Annotated in this window: 24 protein-coding genes, 1 tRNA gene and 1 pseudogene; 15 read left to right on the top strand and 11 right to left on the bottom strand. The window is 68.1% G+C overall.

Going from position 1 to position 25,243, the window contains the following annotated elements; translation table 11 throughout:
- Positions 1 to 32: 32 nt before the first annotated feature.
- Positions 33 to 1,583: an alanine/glycine:cation symporter family protein gene (locus tag ACFUEJ_RS21835; protein ID WP_388031806.1), complete on the bottom strand. Its 1,551-nt coding sequence runs from the start codon at positions 1,581 to 1,583 to the stop codon at positions 33 to 35.
- Positions 1,584 to 1,804: 221 nt separating this feature from the next.
- On the opposite strand from ACFUEJ_RS21835, the gene ACFUEJ_RS21840 reads away from it, so the two are divergent.
- Complete coding sequence (locus ACFUEJ_RS21840; RefSeq protein WP_058251487.1) at positions 1,805 to 2,134, top strand: FmdB family zinc ribbon protein; 330 nt, start codon at positions 1,805 to 1,807, stop codon at positions 2,132 to 2,134.
- 82 nt (positions 2,135 to 2,216) lie between these two features.
- Here ACFUEJ_RS21840 and ACFUEJ_RS21845 read toward each other — a convergent pair whose 3' ends face one another.
- Complete coding sequence (locus ACFUEJ_RS21845) at positions 2,217 to 2,795, bottom strand: 5-formyltetrahydrofolate cyclo-ligase (RefSeq protein WP_068970888.1); 579 nt, start codon at positions 2,793 to 2,795, stop codon at positions 2,217 to 2,219.
- A 163-nt stretch (positions 2,796 to 2,958) separates the two neighbouring features.
- Between ACFUEJ_RS21845 and ACFUEJ_RS21850 the strand changes: the two genes are divergently transcribed.
- The 3 genes from ACFUEJ_RS21850 to ACFUEJ_RS21860 all read left to right on the top strand — a co-directional run bounded on the left by ACFUEJ_RS21850 (position 2,959) and on the right by ACFUEJ_RS21860 (position 6,103).
- Entirely contained in the window at positions 2,959 to 3,903 is a 945-nt protein-coding gene (locus ACFUEJ_RS21850; protein WP_388031809.1) for a UTP--glucose-1-phosphate uridylyltransferase, read from the top strand.
- 160 nt (positions 3,904 to 4,063) lie between these two features.
- Positions 4,064 to 5,368, top strand: a complete 1,305-nt coding sequence (glp, locus tag ACFUEJ_RS21855) for a gephyrin-like molybdotransferase Glp (protein WP_374613344.1) — start codon at positions 4,064 to 4,066, stop codon at positions 5,366 to 5,368.
- Between the two features lie 78 nt (positions 5,369 to 5,446).
- Complete coding sequence (locus ACFUEJ_RS21860) at positions 5,447 to 6,103, top strand: GNAT family N-acetyltransferase (RefSeq protein ID WP_388031812.1); 657 nt, start codon at positions 5,447 to 5,449, stop codon at positions 6,101 to 6,103.
- 44 nt (positions 6,104 to 6,147) lie between these two features.
- Here ACFUEJ_RS21860 and ACFUEJ_RS21865 read toward each other — a convergent pair whose 3' ends face one another.
- Positions 6,148 to 6,918 (bottom strand): ankyrin repeat domain-containing protein, encoded by a 771-nt coding sequence (locus ACFUEJ_RS21865; RefSeq protein ID WP_189340078.1) that lies wholly within the window; start codon positions 6,916 to 6,918, stop codon positions 6,148 to 6,150.
- Positions 6,919 to 7,007: 89 nt separating this feature from the next.
- Between ACFUEJ_RS21865 and ACFUEJ_RS21870 the strand changes: the two genes are divergently transcribed.
- A complete protein-coding gene (locus tag ACFUEJ_RS21870) occupies positions 7,008 to 7,673 on the top strand; it encodes an SIMPL domain-containing protein (protein ID WP_065630197.1) in 666 nt (221 codons plus the stop codon).
- 148 nt (positions 7,674 to 7,821) lie between these two features.
- Entirely contained in the window at positions 7,822 to 9,099 is a 1,278-nt protein-coding gene (gene glpR / locus ACFUEJ_RS21875; protein ID WP_388031816.1) for a gephyrin-like molybdotransferase receptor GlpR, read from the top strand.
- Between the two features lie 80 nt (positions 9,100 to 9,179).
- On the opposite strand, the gene ACFUEJ_RS21880 is transcribed toward glpR, so the two are convergent.
- A complete protein-coding gene (locus ACFUEJ_RS21880; RefSeq protein WP_068970883.1) occupies positions 9,180 to 9,923 on the bottom strand; it encodes a hypothetical protein in 744 nt (247 codons plus the stop codon).
- Positions 9,924 to 9,998: 75 nt separating this feature from the next.
- On the opposite strand from ACFUEJ_RS21880, the gene ACFUEJ_RS21885 reads away from it, so the two are divergent.
- The 6 genes from ACFUEJ_RS21885 to ACFUEJ_RS21910 all read left to right on the top strand — a co-directional run bounded on the left by ACFUEJ_RS21885 (position 9,999) and on the right by ACFUEJ_RS21910 (position 13,868).
- A tRNA-Ala gene (locus tag ACFUEJ_RS21885) sits at positions 9,999 to 10,071 on the top strand.
- A 98-nt stretch (positions 10,072 to 10,169) separates the two neighbouring features.
- Entirely contained in the window at positions 10,170 to 10,472 is a 303-nt protein-coding gene (locus ACFUEJ_RS21890; RefSeq protein ID WP_065630245.1) for a nucleotidyltransferase family protein, read from the top strand.
- A gap of 11 nt (positions 10,473 to 10,483) precedes the next feature.
- The gene (locus ACFUEJ_RS21895) at positions 10,484 to 10,846 is read left to right on the top strand and encodes a DUF86 domain-containing protein (protein WP_159371853.1); all 363 of its coding nucleotides are present in this window, start codon (positions 10,484 to 10,486) and stop codon (positions 10,844 to 10,846) included.
- A 178-nt stretch (positions 10,847 to 11,024) separates the two neighbouring features.
- Positions 11,025 to 11,468 carry a hypothetical protein gene (locus ACFUEJ_RS21900; RefSeq protein WP_388031818.1) on the top strand — a complete coding sequence of 148 codons (444 nt, stop codon included), beginning with the start codon at positions 11,025 to 11,027 and terminating at the stop codon, positions 11,466 to 11,468.
- Positions 11,469 to 11,577: 109 nt separating this feature from the next.
- Positions 11,578 to 12,522 carry a triacylglycerol lipase gene (locus tag ACFUEJ_RS21905; protein WP_068971188.1) on the top strand — a complete coding sequence of 315 codons (945 nt, stop codon included), beginning with the start codon at positions 11,578 to 11,580 and terminating at the stop codon, positions 12,520 to 12,522.
- Between the two features lie 59 nt (positions 12,523 to 12,581).
- Entirely contained in the window at positions 12,582 to 13,868 is a 1,287-nt protein-coding gene (locus tag ACFUEJ_RS21910; RefSeq protein WP_159371854.1) for a family 1 glycosylhydrolase, read from the top strand.
- 15 nt (positions 13,869 to 13,883) lie between these two features.
- Here the strand turns inward: ACFUEJ_RS21910 and ACFUEJ_RS21915 are convergent, their stop codons facing one another.
- Entirely contained in the window at positions 13,884 to 14,207 is a 324-nt protein-coding gene (locus tag ACFUEJ_RS21915) for an AzlD domain-containing protein (protein ID WP_068971187.1), read from the bottom strand.
- A pseudogene (locus ACFUEJ_RS21920) lies at positions 14,204 to 14,985 on the bottom strand (AzlC family ABC transporter permease). The gene ACFUEJ_RS21915 and the pseudogene ACFUEJ_RS21920 overlap by 4 nt, the downstream one beginning before the upstream one ends.
- 57 nt (positions 14,986 to 15,042) lie before the next feature.
- Between ACFUEJ_RS21920 and ACFUEJ_RS21925 the strand changes: the two are divergent.
- Both ACFUEJ_RS21925 and ACFUEJ_RS21930 read left to right on the top strand, forming a co-directional pair.
- Entirely contained in the window at positions 15,043 to 15,606 is a 564-nt protein-coding gene (locus tag ACFUEJ_RS21925) for a helix-turn-helix domain-containing protein (RefSeq protein WP_065630190.1), read from the top strand.
- A 410-nt stretch (positions 15,607 to 16,016) separates the two neighbouring features.
- Positions 16,017 to 17,645, top strand: coding sequence for a DEAD/DEAH box helicase (locus ACFUEJ_RS21930; RefSeq protein WP_159370365.1), 1,629 nt, complete (start codon positions 16,017 to 16,019; stop codon positions 17,643 to 17,645).
- Between the two features lie 368 nt (positions 17,646 to 18,013).
- Here the strand turns inward: ACFUEJ_RS21930 and ACFUEJ_RS21935 are convergent, their stop codons facing one another.
- From ACFUEJ_RS21935 to ACFUEJ_RS21955, 5 genes are all read right to left on the bottom strand, one after another.
- Complete coding sequence (locus ACFUEJ_RS21935) at positions 18,014 to 18,841, bottom strand: maleylpyruvate isomerase N-terminal domain-containing protein (RefSeq protein WP_058251666.1); 828 nt, start codon at positions 18,839 to 18,841, stop codon at positions 18,014 to 18,016.
- Between the two features lie 117 nt (positions 18,842 to 18,958).
- Complete coding sequence (locus tag ACFUEJ_RS21940) at positions 18,959 to 19,921, bottom strand: DMT family transporter (RefSeq protein WP_139104562.1); 963 nt, start codon at positions 19,919 to 19,921, stop codon at positions 18,959 to 18,961.
- The gene (locus ACFUEJ_RS21945) at positions 19,918 to 20,403 is read right to left on the bottom strand and encodes a hypothetical protein (protein WP_247451764.1); all 486 of its coding nucleotides are present in this window, start codon (positions 20,401 to 20,403) and stop codon (positions 19,918 to 19,920) included. The genes ACFUEJ_RS21940 and ACFUEJ_RS21945 overlap by 4 nt, the downstream gene beginning before the upstream one ends.
- 25 nt (positions 20,404 to 20,428) lie before the next feature.
- Positions 20,429 to 22,009, bottom strand: coding sequence for a 4Fe-4S binding protein (locus tag ACFUEJ_RS21950; RefSeq protein WP_388031823.1), 1,581 nt, complete (start codon positions 22,007 to 22,009; stop codon positions 20,429 to 20,431).
- Positions 22,010 to 22,043: 34 nt separating this feature from the next.
- On the bottom strand, positions 22,044 to 23,078 hold the full coding sequence (locus ACFUEJ_RS21955) for a diiron oxygenase (protein WP_078112166.1): 1,035 nt from the start codon (positions 23,076 to 23,078) through the stop codon (positions 22,044 to 22,046).
- A gap of 533 nt (positions 23,079 to 23,611) precedes the next feature.
- Here ACFUEJ_RS21955 and ACFUEJ_RS21960 point away from each other — a divergent pair.
- Positions 23,612 to 25,243: a hypothetical protein gene (locus ACFUEJ_RS21960; protein ID WP_388031836.1), complete on the top strand. Its 1,632-nt coding sequence runs from the start codon at positions 23,612 to 23,614 to the stop codon at positions 25,241 to 25,243.

Genomic DNA, 25,243 nt, shown 5'->3' on the forward strand with positions numbered 1-25,243 from the left:
GTTCCCGGTGACGGGAACCGCGGGCGGTCGGCTCACTTCTTGGACAGGGTGACTTCTTCGGGGCGGTCGTCGGCCCGGCCGTAGGACTCCCAGAACGTCGCTCCGACGATGCCGAGAGCGATCGGGTCGAAGATCGGGTCCTTGCCCTCTTTCTTCTGCTTCTCGTAGTCGCGCAGCGCCTTGAACGCGGGTTGCTGCAGGACGATGATGCCGACGATGTTCAGCCACGCCATCAGCCCGACTCCGATGTCGCCGAGGGTCCACGCCTCGCTGGCGGTCGAGACGCATCCGATGGCCACCGATACGAGGATCAGTGCCTGCAGGAGCATCGTGAGGTTCGAGCCCAGCGTGCTGCGCAGCGGACCGATGTAGATGGTCGCCGCCTTCCCCATCAGGAACCGCAGGTTGGTCTCGGCCATGTAGTAGTAGGCGATGATCGTGGTCAGGCAGAAGAACATCAGTGACACCGCGACGAAGGTCGAACCGGCGCCGCTCCACATGCTGTCGAAGCCGATCTGGACGAAGGTGGGTCCGACGTCGGTGGCCGTCGGCAGCAGTCCGCCGTCGGCGATCACCGCGCCGTCGGCACTCTCGCCCTCGAACACCCGGTACGCACCGGTCGAGATGATGAGGAAGCCGGTGGCCGAGCACACGAAGAGGGTGTCGATGTAGACGGCGAACGCCTGCACGAAGCCCTGCTTCGCCGGATGCGAGACCTCGGCGGCCGCGGCTGCGTGCGGTCCGGTGCCCTGGCCGGCTTCATTCGAGTAGATGCCGCGCTTGACGCCCCACATGACCGCAGCGCCGACCACCGAACCGAAGACGGAGTCGATCCCGAAGGCGCTGGCGAAGATCATCCGGAGGACTTCGGGAATCTCGGACGCGTTGAGGAATACCACCACCAGCGCGAAGAGGATGTAGAGGACCGCCATGAACGGCACGACAACGGTGGCGAAGGTAGCGATGCGCTTGACCCCGCCGATGATGACGAAGGCGAGCACGATGACGACGCCGATCGCGACGGCCCAGTCCGTGATACCCCACGCCTGGTTCATCGCCAGGGCCATGGAGTTGGACTGCACGCTCGGGAGCAGCAGGCCGCAGGCGAGGACGGTCACGGCGGCGAAGATCAGCCCGTAGACCTTGAAGAACGGCGCCGCCTTGGTGTGGGCCAGCGCCTTGCTGAAGTAGTACGCCGGGCCGCCGCGGTACTCGTTGGTCAGCGGATCGCGGGTCTTGTAGATCTGGCCTAGCGTGCACTCGACGAACGACGTCGACGCCCCGAGGAAGGCCATCGCCCACATCCAGAACAGGGCGCCGGGACCGCCGAAGGCGATCGCCGTGGCCACACCGGCGATGTTGCCGGTGCCGACCCGGCCGGCCAGCGAGATCATCAACGCCTGGAAGGACGAGACGCCATCGGGCGAACTCTGACCGTGGCGCATCACCCGGATCATCTCCGGTATGTGCCGGATCTGCAGGAACCGCGAGCGGATGGAGAAGTACACCCCCACTCCGAGGCATAGGTACACCAACGGATTGCTCCAGATGATGCTGTTGAGGTCGTTCAGGAAGTCGGTCATGGGACTCCAGCGTCGTGCGGGCGGCCGCTCAGGGCGTCGCTATCGGTCGGCATGCGGTGAACCGTTGGCTTCGGCTAGGGGAACACTTTGCACGACGGCACGCGGCGGTGCGCGCCAAGGTGCGAAATCCGCCGGCCGGGAGCCACGCTTAGCACTCGGAATGAGGGAGTGCCAAAGTCGGTTACACTGGTCATCGTTTACTGACATTCGGAGGTTTCGCGGTGCCCACCTACTCGTATGCCTGCACGGAGTGCGACAACAAGTTCGACATCGTCCAGTCCTTCTCCGACGACTCGCTGACCGAGTGCCCGCAGTGCGCAGGCCGCCTGCGCAAGCTGTTCAACTCGGTCGGCATCGTATTCAAGGGCAGCGGTTTCTACCGCACGGACTCGCGTCCCGGCTCGTCCTCGGACACCTCGACGTCCTCCTCGGACAGCTCGTCGTCGTCGAGTTCCTCGTCGTCGGACAGCTCGTCGAGCAGCTCCAAGTCGGACTCCGCGAGCTCGTCGTCGTCGACCAAGAGCGAGACCAAGGCCGCGACTCCCGCCTGACCCGCGTCCCACGACGACAACGTCGTATGCCGACCCCGGGCCGGTGTCACCCGACACCGCCCGGGTTCCGCTGTACCCCGGGTCAGCCGAGTCGGCGGAACCCGTCTCCGGGAGTGAGAGTCCAACCGACCGGGACATCGTGGTCGCCGGACGGCAGTGAGTCGACGACCTCGTCGTCATAGACCACGCCGACGAGGTCGGCCGACAAACCGTGCAAGGTCCGGTCGTAGTATCCGGCGCCGCGTCCGAGCCGCACACCGCTCTTGTCGATAGCGAGCGCCGGGACCAGGATCACCGACGCCGCGCGGATCGCGGTCACCCCGACGCGGTCGGTGGTCGGTTCGAGAAGTCCCCAGCGTCCGGGAGCCAGCGAGTCCGGCCCCGTGTACGGCGCCCAGTCCATCGGTGCGGGATCGCCGTCGGGGACCACCGGGACCAGAACCGACACGCCTCGGTCGACAAGCGCGTCGAGCATCGAATTCGAGCCGGGTTCGGTGCCGACGGGGACATGCGCGGCGACCGTGACGTCGTATTCGAGCCGGAACGGGCATGAGTACATCCATTCGGCGAGGGCCGCGGCAGACCGGTCCCGCTCGTCGGCGGACCGACGCGATCGTCGATCCTCGATCTCTTGTCGCAGTTGCTGTTTCAGCGTTGTCAAGACCCGACCGTCCTTCGCGTCGTCTCGAGACCGGTGGCATGTGCACCCCGGCCGGGACAGCCGGGACGCCCGCACTGTATCCGACCGTCGGAACGAGCGTGGTGAGGTCCCGGTCACCGCCGTCTGTCCGGCCGAGAACCGGCACCTGTCCTAGGGTGGATTCATGAGTGCGACGGATAAAGCTGGTTTCAGTGAGTACGAAGGTGTACCCAACACTCCGCCGATCCCGCGTACCGCGGTCGTCCCGGCAGCCGGGTTGGGAACGAGGTTCCTGCCGGCGACCAAGACGGTGCCCAAGGAGTTGCTGCCGGTGGTCGACACCCCCGGCATCGAGCTGGTCGCCGAAGAGGCCAAGGCGGCCGGCGCCGAGCGTCTGCTCATCGTGACCTCGCCGGGCAAGGACGGCGTGGTCGCCCACTTCGTGGAGGACCTCGTACTCGAGAACACCCTCGCCACGCGTGGCAAGGAGTCGATGCTGGCCAAGGTGCGCAAGGCGCCCAACCTGCTCGAGGTCGCGTCGGTCGTGCAGGAGAAGCCGCTCGGCCTGGGGCACGCGGTCGGTTGCGTCGAGAGCTACCTCGACGACGACGAGGACGCCGTCGCAGTTCTGCTGCCCGACGATCTGGTGCTGCCCGGAGGTGTCCTGGAGGTCATGGCGCGCACCCGTCAGCGCCGGGGCGGCTCGGTGCTGTGTGCCATCGAGGTCCCCGAGGAGCGCATCAGCGCCTACGGCGTCTTCGACGTCGAGCCGCTTCCCGATGCCAACAACCCCAATGTCATGCGCCTCAAGGGCATGGTCGAGAAGCCCGAACCGCAGGATGCGCCGTCGAATCTGGCCGCCGCGGGTCGCTACATCCTCGACCGCAAGATCTTCGACGCGCTGCGCCGTATCGAACCCGGCGCCGGTGGCGAACTGCAGCTCACCGACGCCATCGCGCTCCTCATCGAGGAGGGCGAGCCGGTCCACGTCGTCGTCCACCACGGCACCCGACACGATCTCGGCAACCCCGGCGGGTATCTCAAGGCGGCCGTCGACTTCGCGCTCGACCGCGACGACTACGGTCCCGATCTGCGCGAATGGCTCGAGAAGCGTCTCGCCGACGGCTGATTTCCGCACGGGCGATCACCGGTCGCATCCGCGCGCCTCGCACGCTGCCGCGGGCGCGCTCGATAACGTTCTCCTGTGTTGTATCGAGTGCACGACGTGCCGAGAGCTGTCGGCCGCAGGTCCCGGTGCACTGACCGGTTGAGACGGGAAGAGCGGTGAGATGCGGTCTGTCGAAGATCATCTGACGCTGGTGACCGCGGCGGCAGTGGCGCCGCGTCCAGTGCGCGTCGCGATCTCCGAGGCGCAGGGCCTGATGTGCGCCGAGGAGGTCGTCACCGAGCACCCGATGCCCGGCTTCGACCAGGCGGCCATCGACGGCTACGCGGTGCGTGCGGTCGACGTCGGTCTGGCCGGGGTGCTCGCGCCCGAAGACATGGAGGACTTCGACGCCAACGGCGCCGAGCTCGTCGACCTCGAACCGGGCGAACCGATGATCGTGTCCCTGCCGGTGGTCGGCGAGGTCGGGCCGGGCTCGCGGACACCGACGCGGCTGCAACCGCGTCAGGCGGTGCGCGTCGAGACCGGGGCCCCGATGCCGACGCTCGCCGACGCCGTGGTCCCGTTGCGCTGGACCGACGGTGGCGACCAGAAGGTCAAGATCGGACACGGCGTCGAGAGCGGCAACTACGTCCGGCGGGTCGGCGACGACGTGCAGCCGGGCGATGTCGCCGTCCGCGCGGGCTCGATCATCGGCCCGGCCCAGGTGGGGCTGCTCGCCGCGGTCGGTCAGGCACGCGTGATGGTGCACCCGCGCCCGCGCCTGTCGGTCATCTCGGTGGGCAGTGAGCTCGTCGACATCGACCGCACACCCGGTCCCGGTCAGATCTACGACGTCAACAGCTACGCGCTGGCCGCTGCCGCCCGCGACGCCGGCGCCGACGTGAACCGCGTCGGCATCGCCGAGCGCGAGGCGTCGCGGATGCGGGAGGTCGTCGAGGCGCAGCTCATCCGCTCCGAGATCGTGGTCATCTGCGGTGCGGTGGGGGGAAGTGCGTCGACCGCTGTCGCCGACGCGCTCGCCGACCTCGGCGACCTGGAGATCGTGCGGGTGGCGATGCACCCCGGGTCGGTCCAGGGCTTCGGGCGCCTCGGACGCGACGAGGTGCCGACGTTCCTGCTCCCCGCCAACCCGGTGAGCGCTCTGGTGACCTTCGAGGTGATGGTCCGGCCGCTCATCCGGATCGCGCTGGGCAAACGGCAACCGATGCGGCGGATCATCAAGGCGCGCACCATCGGACCGATCGCGTCGGTGCGCGGCCGCAAGGGTTACCTGCGTGGGCAGCTGATGCGGGACGAACGGTCGGGGGACTACCTGGTGCAGGTGCTCGGCGCCTCACCGACCGGGTCGTCGCACCTGCTCGCCGAACTCGCCGAGGCGAACTGCCTGATCATGGTCGACCCCGATGTCGAGGAGATGGGCACGGGCGACGAGGTCGAAGTGGCGTTCCTCGCGCAGCGCGGGTGACGTCGGACGTCGTGTCCGTCCGACGCGAGATCCAGGTCTCACGCCGTCGGCACTGTGACAGCGCATAAACTTCTTCTCGTGTTCAGGTGGTTGAGCGGCAGTCAGGGAAGTCCGGGATGGCCGGCCACCCTCGGGCCGCTGCGCACCCGGACCGGCACGGTCACCTTGCGGCCGGTCAAGATGCGGGACGCCAAGATGTGGAGTGAGTTGCGAATCCGCAATCAGAACGCCCTGCTGCCGTGGGAGCCGACCGGCGTGGGGAGCTGGGCCGAACGCCATCAGCCGGGGTCGTGGCCGCCGCTGTTCGCGGTGCTGAAGTCCGAGGCCAAACGAGGTGCGCTGCTCCCGTTCGTGATCGAACTCGACGGCCGCTACGTCGGGCAGCTGACGGTCGGCAACATCCAGCGCGGCGCGGTGCGGACCGCGTGGATCGGCTACTGGGTCGACTCGGCCGTCGCCGGCAACGGCATCGCGACCGCCGCGGTGGCACTCGGGGTCGACCACTGCTTCGGGGCCGTCGGCCTGCACCGGCTCGACGCGACGGTCCAGCCCGCCAACGAGGCATCGCAGAAGGTGTTGACCAACATCGGATTCCGGCAAGAAGGACTGCTGCAACGGTACATGGACGTCAACAAACGCTGGCGTGACCACATGCTGTTCGCGCTCACGGCCGAGGAGGTCGTCGGCAGTGCGGCCGAGGCGCTCGTCCGGGCGGGTCGTGCGTCGTTCCACTGACCCTCCGCTGGCGATACGGCGGTCGCCCTGAGTTCGCGGCGGCGTCACCGCCCGGTTCCGACCGGGAAATCCCGTGCGCGCATTTCGGTTTCGATCGCGGCGCGCGTCCGGAGGTACGAACTCGTCCGAATCGAGTCGTCGGCGGTGAACAGCGACGGCATGAAGGTCGCACCTCGCTGATCACGATGTGCACCATCGGCTCCCGCCTGTAGCAGGGCGAGGCAGTGGTCGATGTTGAGTACGTCGGCCGCGGTGAACAGTGGTGTCCGGCCGGCCAGGGGCTGCACGGAGTCGAGGTCGGCGCCGCGGTCGATCAGCAGGCGCAACGCATCGTCGCGACGATGGCGCACCGCGGTGTGGACCACGTTGCCGCCGATCCGGTCGGATGCCTCGACCAGTCCCGCGTCGAACTCGATCAGGGTGCGGAAGGCAGCGAAACGGTCGAGCAACACGCTGTAGGCAACTGCGTTGTATCGGCCGGCGCCGGGGAGATGCGGGTCGGCGCCCGCCTGCAGCAATGCCGCCACCGCGCCCGGTGGTTCGAACTCCACTGCCCACTGCAGCGGCGCTATGTCCACGCGGCGCGGGTCGGTGTCCGGATCACCGCCGTGTTCGTGGAGGTCAGCGCCCTGTGCGAGAAGGGATTCGATCTGCGCCCGGTCGTCCCGCCGGGCGGCGTCGAGTAATCGAACGGTGGGGGCGGTGAAGTAGTCGGCCGCGTCCACGCGCGTCGAGACGACCTCGGCGATCCACCCGCACCCGGCGACCGCGCACGCCGACATCGCTGTCGCGAACAACGCAATCAGTCTTCTCATCCGCACCACGATCGTCCCTTCACGGCACTTGAACGATGTCCGATTTGTACGATAGTCCGCGCCGGCTCGCCGACGCATAGGCTCTTCGCATGACCGAGCACACCGACCATCTCGAGATCGTCGTCCGTGGCTCCGCCCGCGGGCGCTACCGGCCCGAACGCGGGATCATCCACCTCGCCGTGCGAGTGGAGGGTGCGGACAAGTCGGCCGTCTACACGCGGGCGGTCGAGGTCCACGCAGACCTGACGCGCGCGCTGACCGATCACGAGACGGCCGGCGCGGTGGCCGGCTGGTCCGCCGATTCGGTCCGGGTGTACTCGTACCGCCCGTACTCGGAGACCGGTGATCTACGAGACCCGGTCTACAACACGCGTATCCGCGTCGAAGCGGAGTTCGTCGACTTCGAGCGGCTGTCGGAGTTCATCGACGTCTGGGCGTCGGTCGACGCCGTCGAGATCGGTGACGTCGACTGGGACCTCCGCGCGGAGACCCGGCGGGACCGCGAACGGGAGCTGCGTCGTGCCGCGGTCGACGACGCGATCGTCAAGGCGCAGGCCTACTCCGACGCCGTGGGTCGAGGGCCGGTGGTTCCCGTCCTCCTGTCCGATCCGGACATGGCGCCGCGGGTGCCGCAGGCATCTCGTCGGGCCATGCCGATGGCGGTCGCGGCCGGCCCGCCCCCGCCGTCACTGGAACTGCGGACCGACGACATCGAGATCGGCGTCGCGGTCGACGCGCGCTTCCGCACGGCCTGACCCGCTTCTGCTGCCGGTGTTGCTGAGAGGCGCGTGTGAAACCACGCCGATTCGGTTGTCCCACGGCGCGTCTACCCGGGCGTGACTGCTCGCAGCCCTAGATTGTGGAGTGGCCTCGTGTGACCAGAGTGAATGAAGGGAGAGTCGCATGCCCAACTCCGTACTGTGGGTCTGTCTCGTCGCGGTCTGGCTCTTCGTGCTGGTCCCGATGGTCATCAAGGGACGCCCGCAGATCCTGAAGTCCACCGACGCGGCACGGAAGACGCGACTGCTGCATCGCGGAGGATCGCGTGCCACGACCGCGACGAAGAACCGCCGCCGGTCGTCGGCGCGTCACCCGCACGATCCGTCCTGGAAGTTCTCGCGCCGCAGCGCCACCGCGACGCTCGAGGCCGACGCCGACGCCGACGCCGAGAACGATGTCGACGCCGAGAAGGCCAAGCCTTCGACCCGACGTGCCGGCAGCGCGAAGGTCGAGAAGCCGACGGTGGAATCCGTGGATGGCGACACCGACTCCGAGACGGTGGACGCGGCTTCCGACGACGACTCCGTGAACGGTGACATCTCCGCCGACGCCGACGCGGACACCGACCGGGACCTCGATGCGGAGTCCGACGACGAGGCGACCGCGGACGCGGACAGCACCCCTGCCGCCGAGGTCGATGACACCGACGAGCTCGACAACGAGTACGAGGACGACTTCGCCGACGTCGACGGAGAAGTCGAGAACGGCGAGCTCGAGGACGCCGAATACGACGACGCCGAATACGAGGACGACTCCGAATACGAGGACGACTCCGAATACGAGGACGCGACAGACGAACTCGACGAGGACGAGTACGACGACTACGCCCGCGGCTCCCGCCACACCGAGTCGGCTCCCGTCGCGGAGTCCGAGGGAGACGACGCCGACGACACCGAGGTCGACGAGGTGGCAGACAGCCGCCCGGCGGCGCGGACGGCGAGCAGCCGGCGGACGGGGCGCAGTGTCTACTCGTCGGAGAAGGAACGCGAGCTCAAATACCGCGAACGCCAACGGGTCACGGTGGGTCTGTTCGTGCTGGTGCTGTTGTCGGTCGTGGCCGGCGTCGTCGTCGGGACGCCCGGCTGGGTGGCCACCGGCGTCCTCGGCCTGCTACTGGTCGGCTACCTCGCGTACCTGCGGCGCGCGGTGAAGACGGAGCAGCAGATCCGGGCACAGCGACTCGCCCGTGCCAAGCGGTCGGCGCGCGCCGAGGAGGAGCGTCGTCGACGCGCCGCCGCGGTTCCGGAGTTCGCCGCCGCCCCGCCCCCTCCGCGACTTCGGCGACCCGGTGGCGCAACGGTTCTCGAGATCGACGACGAAGATCCTGTGTTCGATCACATCCCGCCGTTCCAGCGTCGACGGATGGACCGCGAGGACCTGCAGTACCGCCGCGTCGGCTGACTCGTCGAGAGCACTTCGGCAGCGGATCCGTTCAGCAGTGGGTGTCGCCCGGCGGCACCCACTGCTGACGCGTTCAGGGCCTACTTGGTGAGTGCCGGCTTGCCGTGCGCGTCGAGCCACGCCTGACCGGCTTTCGCGGCCCGGGACAGTGCGAAACGCTCGCCGAGGTAGGTGGCCGGCGCCCCGATCACGGGGATGTAGGCCAGCATGCGGAAGAACGCCATCGGCTGCGGACGCTTCTCGAACTCGTCGTCGACGGCGCGAAGCAACTTCGCCGCATCCCAGATCGCGGCGAACAGCGACTTCTCTCGCTCTTTGGGTTCGGACGGCAGGGATTTGCCGGACTCGGCGGTGACATCGGGGTTCGTGAGGTCGCGCTTGCACAGCACCGACGCCAGCAACTGCACCTGTCGCTTGCGATCGGTGACCTCGTACTCCCGGGCGATCGCGACCAGCACCATCGCCTGGTTGGCGAACCCGAGGTACGGCGTGATCGGTAGACGCTTCGCCCACACCCCGAAGACGCCCGGGAACGCCACGGCGCCGGTGTTCAGGGTGCCGATCCGGGTCACCCACCAGCTCGCGCGCTTGTGCATCGACCGCTCGGACCAGCCCTTCGTGCCGGGCCACTCCGCGACGTCGAGCAGCTTCGACGCCGCGTGCTGAGCCTGCTGCAGACGCGAGTCGGAATGATCGTCATCGTGGAAGGTGTGGCCCTTCAAGCCGAGCGGATCGCGCTCGGCGAGGGCATCGAGCACGGGGTTGATCACCCCCACGACATTGTCGAGAACACCGGCCAACTGCTGATCAGACATCTGAGGCACCCGACCAGCCTAGCCGTTTGGGAGTCGGCGGCCCCGGGCTGATAAAGTGGCTCGCGGTTGGTCGCAAGGCCTCCCGGGGCTATGGCGCAGTTGGTAGCGCGACTCGTTCGCATCGAGTAGGTCTGGGGTTCGATTCCCCATAGCTCCACCGCACGAGAGGCCCCGTTCACCCGAGTAGGTGTACGGGGCCTCTCGTTCTGACGCGCTGGTCGTCGAGCCATGGCCAAATCTGAGAGACTGGTGAACATGATCACCGCGATCCCGCTCGACGTCGATGCGATCGGTGCGGTGTGTGCGCGTTTCGGCGTTGCCAGGTTACGAGTCTTTGGTTCGGTACTCACCGAGAGTTTCGATCCCAGCAGCGACGTCGACTTTCTCGTGGAGTTCAGGGGGGATCGTGACAACGTCTTCCATGACTACTTCGACCTTGAGGCGGCGCTCGAACAGATCGTGGGGCGCGACGTCGACCTGGTGATGGCCAACGCGGTGAAGAATCCGTTCGTGGCGAAGTCGATACTCGACAATGCCGAAGATGTCTATGCGGCCTGAGAAGAATCGGGCTGCCTACATCTGAGGCACTAACCGCCGCACGAAACGTCCGGCTCATCGTGGCCGACGTGTCTTTGGACCAGTACATCGGTGACCTCCTGGTCGAGTCGGCGACGGAACGTCAGATCGAGATCGTCGGTGAAGCGCTTCGCGGTCTCAGACATCGGGATCACGTTCTTGCTGAGCGAATACCGCATGTACACAAGATCATCGGGATGCGAAACTTCCTCGTTCACGGCTACGCGCAGGTTGACAGCTCGATCGTGTGGACGGCGGCAACCAAAGACGTATCCGCGCTCATACCGGTGCTGGAGCGCCTTCTCGCCGAGTTCGACCGTGAAGCCGGCGACGTTAAAGGTGAGAGCCACGCGTAGGGTCCGCACTCTCGCCTGCAGGCGGTAGCGCGACACGTTCGCATCGAGTAGGTCTGGGGTTCGATTCCCCATAGCTCCACCGACAACCCGTTCCGGCGCTCGCCGGGGCGGGTTTTCTCGTATCCGATCCGCTGGCTAACGACCGCATCACCGCGGTCGTCGTTGTAGATTTTCGCGCATGACCGCCGCGATGCTGACGTTCGCCGGAACGCTGCTCGTCGCGATGATCGGCGCGGTCATCGCGCGGCTCGACGCCAATGACTGGCACCAGAAGCTGTCGCAGAAGGTCGACATCCTGGCGAAGCTGCCGCACGACTCGGCGGCACATGCGCGGATGAGCGGAATCGTCCTCGACGCCATCGACGAACTCGCGGAGTACGAACACCGGCGGCGGAGCGCGGTCTTCCAGCGTCGGGCACTCACCATGGCGTTGCTGGCCTGGCTCGTGGTGGTCGGCCTGCGCATCGCGGCCGAGCAATTCGACGTCGGACACTACGAGCAGATCATGCACTACGTCGCGGTCACGCTTCTCGTGCTGGGATTCGTGCTCGTCTTCGCCTCGGTGGTGGCCACCATCCGCGACATCCGGCACCGTCACGACGAGGAACCCGCGTCCGACTGACGACGTTCCGCTCACGGAAGCCGAGTTCCGTCGCGCTGGGATCCGCCATCTCACAGTGGGTCCTGTGAAACACACATCGTGCCCTGAGACGGTTTGTTAGTTTCCGTCCATGAGATCGCCGAGGATCGTGTGGGGCCTGGTCGTCGCCGTGATCGGGGTGCTGGTCGTGACCGTGGCACCGGCGCGCGCCGACCCGCTGCCCGTCACCTACAACTTCCTGGCCGGGATACCGAACGAGCTCGCGGACCCCGGGGGCTCGCTGCCCGGGTCGAACGACTGGAACTGCAAGCCTTCGGCGCAGCATCCCAACCCGGTCATCCTCGTGCACGGGACCGGCGGATCGCAGCAGACCAACTGGGGCACCTATGTCCCGCTGCTGAAAAACGAGGGTTACTGCGTGTTCGCGCTGACCTACGGCGCGGTGAAGGGAACCCCGTGGCCGATCAGCGCGATCGGCGGCATGGGTGAGATGTCCGCCAGCGCCGCCCAGTTCGGCGCATTCGTGGACAAGGTCCGTCGGACGACCGGCGCGTCCAAGGTCGACATCGTGGGCCACTCCCAGGGGACGGTGGTGCCCGCGTACTACGCGAAGTACCTCGGCGGACGGGATGCCATCGGCAACTATGTGTCGTTGGCTCCGGCGTGGCGGGGCTCTGGGGTCGGTGGGAACGACGTCATCATGCCGATCGTCCGGTCTCTCGGGTTGCGGCCCGAGCAGGTGCCGTTCTGTCAGGCCTGTGCCCAGCTCGATCCCGGCGCGGCGGTACTGCGCAAGATCGCCGCCGGGGGCTACTACCTGCCGTCGATCCGGTACACCAACATCGCCACCCGCTACGACGAGCTCGTGGTGCCGTACACGCTGGGATTGCCGCCGGGCGGATCGAACGTGCGCAACATCGTTGTGCAGGACGGGTGTTCGGTCGACTACACCGAGCATGCCGGGATCGCCGGGTCGCGTCGCGCGGCGTTCTTCGTGCTCAACGCGCTCGATCCGGCGAATCCACGACCGGTTCCGTGCGATCGCGCCGCACCCATCACCGGGAGTCCGTTCTGAACGTGAGCAGGCGACGTCTCGGTGGTGGCCGTCGGCGGGTGCGGGCCGGCGTCGTGGCCATGTCGTGCGCCGCGATGCTGCTCGCGATCTGCGGTCTCGGCGGTGTCGGGACCGCCTCGGCATCCGTTCCGCCGCTCGGCCCCGCCTTCGAATTCGGCGTCGCCCAGTCCGGTTTCCAGTCCGAGGGATACAACCGTGACTCCAACTGGGTCCGTTACGGAAACCAGGGCCGGGTCGCCCACCGTGTCGGCAACGCCGTCGACTTCTACCATCGCTACGCCGAGGACATCGCCCGCGCGAAGAGCCTGGGCGTCGGCATCTATCGGACGTCGGTCGAGTGGTCGCGAGTGGAACCGTCGCGCGGCCGGGATGATCCGGCAGGGTGGGCGTTCTACGACCGGGTGATCCGCGCGGTCGTCGACGCCGGGATGCGACCCATGATCACCCTCAACCACTGGGTGCACCCGGGCTGGGCGGTGGATCTCGGGGGTTGGAACCGTCCGCAGATGTCCGCGGACCTCGTGCGTTTCGCCGAGCGTGTGGTCGACCGGTACTCCTGGGCCGACCCGCTGTGGATCACCTTCAACGAACCCACCGAATACGTTCGGCGCGAACTGATGTACGGGGGAGTGGCGCCGCAGAACGTGGGGCTCATGGCCGACGGGATCGTCGCCGCGCACCGGGCGATCCACCGATACATCCACCGCGTGCAGCCGGGCGCCCAGGTGTCGTCGAACATGGCGTACTACCCGATCGCCGGCCTGCAGACATGGCTGGAATCGGTCTTCCCGCAGCGAATGCGCGACACGCTCGATTTCGTGGGCGTCGACCACTACTACTCGTTCTCGGTCACCGACGCCTCCGTCGCCAATGGTGCCTCCGGTGAGTTCTGGAAGAGCTCGCAGGCACCGGAGAGCATCTACTACGTGCTACGTCATGTCGCGCAACAGTTCCCGGGTAAGCAGATCCGGGTGATCGAGAACGGACTGGCCACCGACCCGCAGGGCCGGCGGCCCGACGGTTACCGCCGGGCCGATCACCTTCGCGACACCGTCTACTGGTTGCAGCGCGCCCGACAGGACGGCATCGACGTGGCGTCCTACAACTACTGGAGTCTCACCGACAACTACGAATGGGGCGACTTCGATTCGCGCTTCGGTCTGTACACCGTCGATGCGGAGCGTGACCCGACTCTGACCCGTCACCCGACCGATGCAGTCGCCGCCTACCGTGAGATCACTCGCGACAACGGCGTTCGCCCGGGGTACCGCCCGACGCGGATGCCGGTGACGTGTTCACTCGTGGCGGTGCCGGACAGTTGCGCGAATCCGGCTGTCGTGCGGTGACTTTCTCGCCGACACTCACGCGACGCCGAGGGCCCGCAGGCCGGCGGCGGTGGCCGCGGCGAGGATGACCACGACCGCGAGGGGCGCCCTCAACAGCGCCGCGATCACCCCGACCGTCACGCCGGCGGGCCGCGCCCAGCCGGCGAAGTCGTGGTCGATGAAGAAAGCGCCGGTCAGCGCGACGGCGACGAGCAGGACCACGGTCGCCCGATCCAACAGCTTCTCGACCGCGTCCGAGACCGAGATGCGGTTTCGCAGAACGGGTCCGGCGGCGCGCATCGCATAGGTGCCGAGCGCGAGAACCGTGATGCCGACGGCGAGGGAGATGCCGGTGCTCATCGACAGCCCGGAGCGCTGTTGTGCTGGAGCGCCTCTCGCGACGATGCGGTCTCGTTCACGGTGTCCGTCCTCGTGCCGGGTAGGGCCGGTGCGCTCGGTGGGGTCCGCCGAAGCCGGCGGAGTGACTCCACGGCGGCGAAGCCCACAAGCGCTCCCATGATGGGCAACCCGGCCGGTAGGAACGGCGTCGAGGCCACGGCCACCGCCGCGCCGATCGTCACGGCTGCCCAGGTGGCGCCGTCGCGCAGGGCCGGGATGGCCAGCGCGGCGAGCAGAGCGGGGAAGGCGGCGTCGAGCCCGAGGCTCGCGGGATCGGCGACCACACCGCCGAGCGTGGCACCCAGTGCTGCGCCGACGGGCCACGAGACCAGAACGCCGAGTCCGCACAACAGGAAGGCGGCCCGTGCCCGACGCGGGTCGGATTCGGCGGTCGCCAGCGCGGCCGTCTCGTCGTTGATGAGGTGGGCGCCGAGGACGATCTCGGGGGTGCCGCGCAGGTGCTTCCCGACGGCGAGGCCGTACCCGAAGTTGCGGGTGTTGACCAACAAACCCGCCAGTGCGCGAGGATCGGCGCGCCGCCGGCGGCCAGGATGCCGACGAAGACGAACTCCGACGATCCGGCGAGGACGACCGTGGCGATCACAACGATCTGCCAGAGGGCGAGACCCGCGCCGTGCGCGGCCACCCCGTACGACGTCCCGATGACCAGAACGGACAGGGACATCACCACGACGGCGCGCAGGGTCGCCGTGTCGAGTGTTCTCCAAGCCGAACGCATGACTATCATAGTGAACAAGAGAAGTGTGTTCGTCAAGATGGACGATCGGACGGTTTGATGAACGAGGCTCGGTCGGTGAACCCCAAAGAGCTGGTCGCCGCGTCGTTGAAGAGGGAACGCACACGAGCGGGTCTGTCGCTGACCGAGCTCGCGCGTCGTGCCGGGATCGGGAAGTCGACGTTGTCCCAGCTCGAATCGGGGGAGGGGAACCCCAGTGTCGAGACGCTGTGGGCGCTCTCCACGGCGCTCGGTGTGCAGTTCTCGGCGTTGCTGGACTCGCCCACGCCAACCGTCGAGGTCATCCGGTTCGGTGAGGGGCCCGTGATCCCCGCCGCGGACGCCGACTACTCGGCAACCCTGTTGTCCACCGCGTCGCCGGGGTCGCGGCGCGACATGTATGTCATCCGCGCCGAACCGGGCAAGCCGAGGGTGTCGGCACCACATGCGCGCGGGATCATCGAACACGTCGTGATCAGTTGCGGCCGAGCGCGTCTCGGACCCACCGAGGCCACCGAGGTGCTGTCGGCCGGTGACTACATCTCGTATCCCGGCGATGTCGAGCACGTCTTCGACGCGCTCGAGCCCGGCACTGTTGCCGTGATGCTCAGTGAGGCGTTCTGAGGTTGCGGGACACAACCTTTCAAGTTCGTGCAGGCCCGGGAAGCGCCGCTGAAACCGCCCTCGGGCGGCGCAGCGTCGACCGCGTGCCGTCGGAAGCACCGTCCTGGGCGGTCTTCGGTCGGATTTTCGACGACCCTGCCGGTGTGGGCGAAACGCGACGTGCATCACAGCGATTCGCGGTATCGATCACCGACGCGTACTGTTGCCAGAAGTGATGCGCCCGTACAGGGCGCGTCTAGCGTCGTAGAACGCCTCTCTCGCAGGTCCGGGCATCCGACACCGGTCGGCCACCTGCCATTGACTTCATACGGCGAACGAGCTCGCGCACCCGCGTGTTCGCCACCGGCACCGCCCCTGCACGTCAGTCGTGCTGTTCGCGTGCCAAGCACAGGAAGAAACCTGCACACCACATGACTGCTGTCCTCGAAAACCCGGCCACCTCCACCGATGCTGCTGCGTCGGCGCCTGGTGTGTCGTTCGAATCCCTCGGTGTCCCAGCCGAACTCGTCAAGGTTCTCGCCTCTCAGGGCAAGACCGACGCCTTCCCGATCCAGAAGGACACCCTCCCCGACACCCTTGACGGCAAGGACGTCCTGGGCCGCGGCAAGACCGGCTCGGGCAAGACCCTCGCCTTCTCCATCCCGCTCGTCGCCGGCCTGGCCGAGATGCAGGTCAAGCGCTACGTGGGGGCACCCACGGGACTGATCCTGGCGCCGACCCGCGAACTCGCGACCCAGATCGCCGCGGTCGTCGAGCCGCTCGCCGCGTCCGTGGGACTCACCGTCACCACCGTGTTCGGCGGCGTCAAGCAGACCCGCCAGGAGCAGGCGTTCCGGCGCGGTGTCGACATCGTCGTCGCGTGCCCCGGACGTCTCGAGGACCTGATGCGTCAGGGCATCGTCCGGCTCGACGAGGTCGAGATCACCGTGATCGACGAGGCCGACCACATGGCCGACCTCGGCTTCCTGCCCGTCGTGACCAAGATCCTCGCCGCGACCCCCGCCGACGGTCAGCGGATGCTGTTCTCGGCGACGCTGGACAACGGCGTCGACAAACTGGCCAAGCGGTTCCTCGACAACCCGGTGCTCCACTCGGTGGATTCGGCGGAGTCGCCGGTGGCCGCGATGACCCACCACGTCTTCGAGGTCTCCTCGGCAGACAAGCAGGATCTCGTCGCCGAGCTCGCCTCCGGCACCGGTCGACGCATCCTGTTCATGCGCACCAAGCACCAGGCCAAGAAGCTCGCCAAGAAGCTGACCGAGGCCGGGATCCCGGCCGTCGACCTGCACGGCAATCTCAGCCAGGCGCAGCGCGACCGCAACCTGGCCGCATTCGGCGAGGGCGACGTCCGCGTCCTCGTCGCCACCGACGTCGCCGCCCGTGGCGTGCACGTCGACGGCATCGAACTCGTCGTGCACGTCGATCCGCCGGCCGAGCACAAGGCGTACCTGCACCGCTCGGGCCGCACCGCCCGTGCCGGGTCGGCCGGCGACGTCGTGACCGTCTGCCTGCACGAACAGCGTCGTGAGGTCGCACAGCTACTGCGCAAGGCCAAGATCAAGGTGACACCCATCGCTGTCGACGCATCGTCGGCAGCCGTCGACGAGCTCGTCGGCGAGCGCGCCCCCCGCGTGTCCGCTGCGGCACGGGCAGCCGCCGAGGCCGCTCGTGGTGGCGGTGCGCAGGGCGGCCGGTCCCAGGGAGGTCGTTCCCAGGGCGGTCGTTCGCAGGGGAGTCGACGCGGCGGTCGTGGCCGAGGCCAGGGCGGCAACGGCGGCGCTCGTGGCGAGAGCCGGAGCGCCGGAACCGGCGGCGGCCGGAACGCCACCGGCGGTGACTCGCGCGGTACTCGCGGCGAGGGCCGCGGCCGTCCGGCTCGCAGCGACTCGCGCGCGGGCGGTTCGCGCTCATCGGACGCACGAACCGGAGGCCAGGGACGCGGCGCCGGGCAGTCGCGCGGCGGTGACCAGCAGCGGGCGGGCGCCCGCGGGCAGGGACGCCGGGCGAGCCGTCCGGCGGGTTCGCCGACCGGTCGCTGACCGAGGCTCAGACGCGAAACAACTGAAGAACGATGTCGAGCCTCGAGGGGCCGGTGACCACGGTTGCCGCCCTTCGAGGCTCGTCGCTTTCGCTCCTCGCACCTCAGGGGGCAGGGGCGCTCGACGTTATTGCGCGCCCGGAGTATCTGAGGCCTGGCGGCGCCGTTTGGACTACGAAAGTACACCCGTGAGCGTCCAGATTCATGCTCCCTGAGGTGCGAGCGAAGCGAGCCACGAAGGGCGAGGTGCAACGCTCGCCAGCCCTTCGCGGCTCGTCGCTATCGCTCCTCACACCTCAGGGAGCAAGGGTTATGTGCTTCTTTCGGAACAGGGAGCGGGGTTGGTCGCGCGCTCTGCAGCGGGGGCGATCAGGCAGGCAGGAACCGCTGGGCGAGTCGCGGTGCGAGCCACGGCCGGGCACCCCAGGCGATGCCCTTCCCGGTGAGGCCGACCCACCCCGGGGACAGGCGACCGTAACCGGCGAGGAGAGCGGTCGCGGGGTCCACGCTGATGTGGACATCGGGCCGGCGTGGCTCCGGCGGATCGATGTGCAGCTCGCCGTCGGTGAATTCGTAGACGTGCCGTTCGCCGCACCCGCGGAGCCGGATGTCGTAGGTGCCGGAGTGCCCGGCGGCGTGCAGCGGATCGACCCAACTGGGCAGGATGTGTTGGCGTGCCCGGATGATCATCAGCACCACGTCCGGTTCGACCCACCAGCGGGCCCCGACAGCGCGTGCGATGTCGCGGGCGTGCACCACGAACTCGCCGATCAGCAGGCCGAGAGCGGCGTCGGCCCGGATGACGCGGTCGCCGTCGAAGTGCATCTTCGGGACCTGCGCGTGGAAATGCGACACCTCGTCGACGAGTTCGCGGAGGTCGTCGGTCAATCGTCGGCAGAGCACTGTCACGTCGCGCGTCGGCAAGTTGGCGATCTGTTTGGCATTGAAGTCGGGTACGTCGACCGCCGAACAGCACCACTCACCTTCGCCGCGCGCGAGTTCGAGAAAGCGCGACGGCGCCATCGCGACATGGCCGACACAATCGGTCAACGTCCAGGCGGGGGTGTCGGGGAGCCGGGTGTCGGGGTCGCCGACACCGAGCACGAGATCGGTGAACCGATCCGCAGTCGTGAGCGCGGCGTCGATGTAGTCAAACCTCGAGAACATCCCCGTCGCGCGTGGTTCCTCCCCCCACATGGGGCACGAGATTACCCCGGCCCGTTGCGACGTGCGACACATTCCGTGCCAACACGTCGAACCTGTGGACAGATGTGCAAGGTGCGCAACATTATTCACAAACGCGCACGATGATTCTCAGTCACGTGACACCGCCGGGGCGGCTTCGCCGAGCCGTACGCAGACGACGCCGAGCACGATGAGCAGGCCGCCGGCGAGTTGGATCGGTGCCGGCAGTTCGTCGAGCACGAGCCAGGCGAAGACCACCGCGAACAGCACCTCGGACAACGCCACGAAGGACATCACCCGGGCCCCGAGCAGCCGGCCGCCTGCGATGCCGAAGCCGTAGGCCATGGCGGCCGAGACCACTCCCAGCAGCACGAGCGGGATCCACCAGGCCACCTCGAGCGCACCGACCTCGACCGGGTCCGTGGTCATGGTCATCGGCAGGATCCCGGTCAGCCCCGCGACGACGAGGGCCAGTGCGCCGATGAGCAGGCCACCCGCGGCCAGGCTCAGGGGCGGCCAGCCCGTGCGGTCGTCGGCGGAGATCACGAAGTAGGCGGCGGCCCCGACCATCGCGGCGAGCGCCCACAGCACCCCGATCGCGCTGATCGGGACGTCGCCGGTGAGGTCGAGGACGAGCGCGAGTCCCCCGATCGCGAGTGCCGCGCCGAGCACGGTGACGCGACCCGGACGCTGACCGTGGCGCAGCCACATCCACACCAGCACGGCGACCGGGGCGGTGTATTCGATGAGCAGCGCGACGCCGACCTGCAGGTAGGTCACGGCATAGAAGTAGGCCAGCTGACAGCCGGCCACCGCGAGGAGTCCGTAGGCGACGAGCACCGTCCAGGACCGTCGGCCCGGCTGCTCGGGCAGCGGCTGCCGACGGTCGCGAAAGGCGAGGAAGCCGGGAATGGCCAGGACCAGACCGCCTAGTGCGATGCGGACGGTGACGGTCGCACCGGCCGTCCATCCCGCCTCGATCATGGCCCGGGCGAGCACCCCCGAGATGCCGAAACAGGCCGACGAGATCAGCGCGAGTGTGAGACCCAGCGCGGGTCGCGAGAGCGGCGCAGTGCGGTCCGCGGTCCTCACGGATTCTTGGCGGCGACGATGGCCGAGCGAACGGCCTCCCGGCATTCCGTGCCCGCCGGCTCACCCGTTCCGAGGTAGAAGCTGCCTGGGCGCCCTTCATGACCGGCGAAGCCGGTCACCGAGAATCCGTCGGATTCCGGGACATACGGGGTCGACGACATCGACGCGGCGGCGAGCGGACACGACAGCGCCGACACCCCACGTTCGGCCCCGGACACCACGACGATCAGGTGGGTCGGATGCAGCACGATGAGCGTCTGGTGCTCGGAATCGGGGTCGACGGGGTTGCTGCGTCGTCCGAAGAGCTTGCCGAAGAACGTGGTCGACGGTGGGTTGATGCTCCGGGTGATCCACGCCGGCAGGTCGTCGGTGACGGTGAGCTGTGTCGAGTCGGCATGGTCGCGCAGCGTGGCGGCGACGTCGGCGGGTAGATCGGACAGATCGGCGCGCACGGTGGTGCGCTGGTACGCGGGGAGCCCCATGGCTGAAATCTAGCGCAGCAGTCCGTCAATCGAGGCCGGCGACGGACGACGCGACGCCGAGGCGTCGGCCGAGCAACCGACGGCGACGCGGTGCCGAGGCCTCGGTCGCGTTCGACTCGAGGTCGTCGAGCAATGAGGCGACGGTCTGCGCCGAGTCGGTCTTGTTGGTGCCGATGAAGCCCGACGGACCGCGCTTGATCCAACCGGTCACATACATCCCGGGTACGGGCTCGGTCCCGTCGAGCACGCGGCCGTCGAGGTGCGGGATGATCCCGGCCGCGTCGTCGAACGGGAGACCCGGGACCGCGACACCGCGGTAACCGACCGAGGTGAGGACGAGCCCGGTTTCGAGCCCCACCGTCTCGCCGGTGGGTTCGATGCCGACCGCGGCTCCGGAGTCGTCGACGACCGGACGGTTGCGGCCGGCGGTCAACGTGCGCGCGCGGCCGTCCGCACCGGCGGTCACCTCCATCGGAGAGGCGAAGAACGCCAATCGGATTCGACGGCCCTCGGGTTCGGGGCGGGCGGCGCACTCGGCCAGGAGATCGAGCTTGGCACGAGTCGTGGTGTCCAGGTCGGCGGGTGCGGGCAGCGCTTCGAGGTCGGCGGCGTCGACGGTGACCGGGACCCCCGAATCGACCAGTCCGATGAGTTCGGGCAGGGTGAAGGCCGCGTGCGCGGGTCCGCGGCGGCCCATCACCACCACCTCGCGGACCGATGAGGACCGCAGCTTCGCCAGTGCCGGACGGAAGATGTCGGTGGCGGCGAGGGTGCCCGGGTCGGCGACGAGGATGCGTGCGACGTCGAGGGCGACGTTGCCGTTGCCCACGACCACGACGCGCTCGGTGTCGAGATCGACGTCGAGGTCGGCGAAGTCGGGATGGCCGTTGTACCAACCCACGAAGGATGTCGCGCTGGACACTCCGGGGAGATCGAATCCCGGCAGCGCGAGTTGCCGGTCGGTGGGTGCCCCGCCCGCCCAGATCACGCCCTGGTGACGGGCGCGCAGGTCGGCCAGGGTGAGGTCCCGCCCGACCTCGGTGTTCAGCAGGATCTCCAGTCGGGGGTTGCGCGCGATGTCGTCGAACAGCTCCATCACCTTGCGGGTGTGCAGGTGATCGGGCGCGACGCCGAACCGTGCCAGCCCGAACGGCCGGTCGAGACGTTCGTACATGGTGACCGAGACCTGTGGCTGCCGCAGCAGCTCGTCGGCCGCGTACATCGCCGACGGGCCCGAACCCACGATGCCGATCGAGATCGAGGTGTCGACGGCCAGCTGCCGCGGACGATCGATGGGCGCGAGGGGTAGCCGACGGGCCGGGTCGACGGGGAAGCGCGCGGCTCCGTCGGCCGGATCGTGGTACTGGGTCGCGTTGACCTCGACGAACCGTTCCTGCCCAGCCGGCAGGCGATGTCCCGGGACGATGGCGCCGACCGGGCACGCACTGACACATGCGCCGCAGTCGACGCAGGTCGCGGGATCGATGTACAGCATCTCGGCGATGCCGAAATCGGGCTCTTCAGGCGTGGGGTGGATGCAGTTGACGGGACATGCGTACACGCACGACGCGTCGCCGCAGCACGCCTGGGTGACGACGTGGGGCATGGTCTCGGGTTCTACCTGCGTTCGGGGTTCGGGTTCAGGCCGCGGTGTAGGTGGGCTCGCTGCGGAACCGTGACGGGCGGCCGCTGATGCCGAGCGCGCGCCACAGCAGGCGCGAGACCGGGTTCATCAGTCCGCTCTGCTCGCCGAGCATGCGGACGTCACCGAAGACGTTGCGCAGGAACCGCTTCGACTCCGGCGACCGCCAGAAGATGTCCTTCATGACCGCGTCGGGCACGTCGAACCGCTTGGCGAAGCTCCGCGGGGGCACCACGATGGCGCCGCAGAGGATGCGCATGGTCAGCGGGAGCATCAGCGACAACAGGAAACGCTGGACGCGTCCGCGCTGCGGCACCTGCTCGCGGATCAGGTGGTGGGCGAAGGAGATGTGGCGTGCTTCCTCGGCGACGTGCAGCTGCATCACCGCGGCCATCGTCGGGTGCAGGCTCGCGCGGGTGCGCAGGAAGTCCTTCTGGATGTGGTCGATCGGCTCCTCGCCGCCGAGCACACCGAAGAAGAAGACGGTGGGGAAGACCGTCGAGACCAGCGGAACGAGAGGAGAGATGAGGCGATAGCCCAGCTTGGCCCCGGGAACGTCCATGCCGGTTCGGTTGACGAACTCCTGGAACATCAGGGTGTGGTTGCACTCCTCCTTGGATTCGTGCGTGGTGTAGCGGAATTCGCGGGCACCGTTGGGGAGTTTGAAGCTGTACTGCATCAGGCCGCGGATCAGGACCGACTCGAACTGCAGGCCGACCTTGGCGACATTGGCCTGGCGCCACATGCCGATCTCGATCTGCTTCTCCTGCGGCAACTGCTGGTACCACGGGTGGCGGCCGATCGGGTCGACCTCGTAGGACAGAATCCACCGCGGATCGTTCTCGACGATCGCCATGTCCGGCGCGTCCCAGTCGATGTCGACGTACGGGTCGAAGTTGCGATGGACCGATGCCGCGGACAGGTCGTCGAGGACCTGGTCGTAATCGTGGTCGCTGCCGGACTTGTCGTGCTGCGGCACGTAGCGGGCGGGGGCCTCGTGCTCCCGGTCGGTCGGGGTCAGTGCTTTCGTCATCGTCGCATCCCTTCGGGGTGGGCGGCTCGGCCGGTGAAACAGACCACAGCGGATGACTCGAACGTATTTCGACGGGCCGCTATTTGTCAACACTCGATGTCACGTTCGATACCGGCACAATGCACCGGTGCGTTCACCGGCAAGCCTGCCCGACTCCGCGCAGTTCAGGGGCTGACCTGGTGCGACGGGTGTAATTCGTTCGGGTTATATAACCCCGTCGCGAGCATCGCCGCGGGTTAGAGTTACCGCACCATCCGTGCCCGCGTCTGCTCACCTGGAGGAGCGATGTCCCGTCGTGTTCCGCACGCGTCCCGGCATTCTCGGGGCGCGACGCATGCCGCCCGCGTCGGTCGACGCGGCCTGCCGGCGGTACCACGCACCCGGGTCCGGTCGTGACCCAGCCGCCGCACGGTCCGACGCGTGTCGTCCCCGACCCCGGCGGGCCCCTGCCGGGCGCACCGGGTCCGCGGCCACCGGGGCCCGCCCCGCGTCGCCCGGGACCCCCACCGCCCGTTCCGCCTCGTCCCGGACCGATGCCCGGCCAGGCGCCCCCCGCGCCGCGGCCGGGCCCTGGGCCTGTTCCGGCGCCCGGACGAGGCGCTCCCGGGCCCGCGGGCGCCGTCGGCGATCTGACACCGGGGCTGGTCGACACCGACATCTGGACCGATGCGATGGTCGAGGCCGCGGGCATCCCGATCGTCGACGTCCCGTTCGTCACGGTCGGCTCGGGCATCGGGTCATTCGTGACCGTCGACTATCTGCGCATCTGCGGGGTGCCGCTCGACCGGATCGCGGTGCTCGGCCCCCAGGACGTGCCCTGGCACAGCTACGAGTACCTGACCCGGGTGTCGCAGATCCCGCGCACGGAGCGCCTGCGTTCGGATTCGGCGTCGACCCCGGACAACATCTGGGGTTTCCCGTCGTACGCGGTGCGGGAGGCCTGGGCGGACAAGAAGCTCAAGCCGCTGTGGAATGTGCTGGTGGAGCCCGTCTTCGCGAACTTCTACACGCCGAGGGCCGGGCAGGCGTTCGAGTCGATGCAGAAGGAATGCGAGCGGATCGGCTACCTGAAGTGCCTGCACCGTGGTCAGGTCCGGATGATCCGACGCCGCGCCGCCGGTGGCTACTTCACGATTCTCACACCGCCGCAGGGGACTTCGCCCACCAAGCGGGTGGCCTTCCGCAGCCAGTGGGTGCATGTCGCGATCGGATACCCGGGGATCAAGCTCCTGCCCGATCTCCAGGCGTTCCGCGAGACCTACCGCGACGCCAGCAAGGTCGTCAACGCCTACGAGTCGCACGAGCACATCTACCAGTCGCTGCAACGCAAACCCGGCACCGTGGTGATCCGCGGTGCGGGGATCGTCGCGTCGCGGGTCCTGCAGCGGCTCATCGACGATCGCGACGCGTACGGGCTCCAGACGCAGATCGTGCACCTCTTCCGCACGTACTACGACAAACCCCACGGCCCACACATCTTCATGCGGCGCAAGGGCAAAGACGGTTGGGCCTACCAGGGCTTCAACTATCCGAAGTCGGTCTGGGGCGGGCAGCTCAAGGCCCGCATGCGCAAGCTCGAGGGACACGAGCGCGCGGAGGCGTACAAGCAGATGGGCGGGACGAACACCCCTGTCCGCGACGACTGGCAGGAGCAGTTGGCCCGTGGGCGGCGCGAGGGCTGGTACCGCGTCGCCGTCGGCAGGGCGGAGAGTCTGCTGCCGGCTGCGGGCGGGCAGGGGGTGGTGACCACCGTGCGGGTCGACCCGCATGCACCGATCCAACAGGACCACCGGCCCGACGGCACCTTCGAGATCTACGCCGACTACGTGATCGACTGCACCGGACTCGAAGCCGACGTCCGCGAGCACCGCCTGCTGCGTGATCTGCTGGATCACACCGGCGCCGGCATCAACCCGGTCGGCCGCATGGACGTCGAACGCGACTTCGAGCTTAAGGGGACACGCAGCGGAAACGGCAAGCTGTACGCCTCGGGCAGCGCGACGCTCGGCGGTTACTTTCCCGGCGTCGACACCTTCCTCGGTCTGCAGATCGCCGCCCTCGAGATCGTCGACGACCTTGCCCGCCAGGGGTTCTGTCGACGACTGACGCCCTGGCGATCGACCGCCCAGTGGTGGCGCTGGATGAACAACAAGGGAGTCGACTGA

Origin of the sequence: Gordonia sp. NPDC057258, from assembly GCF_042668985.1 — a bacterium.
In the GTDB taxonomy this organism is placed as follows: Bacteria; Actinomycetota; Actinomycetes; order Mycobacteriales; family Mycobacteriaceae; genus Gordonia; species Gordonia hongkongensis.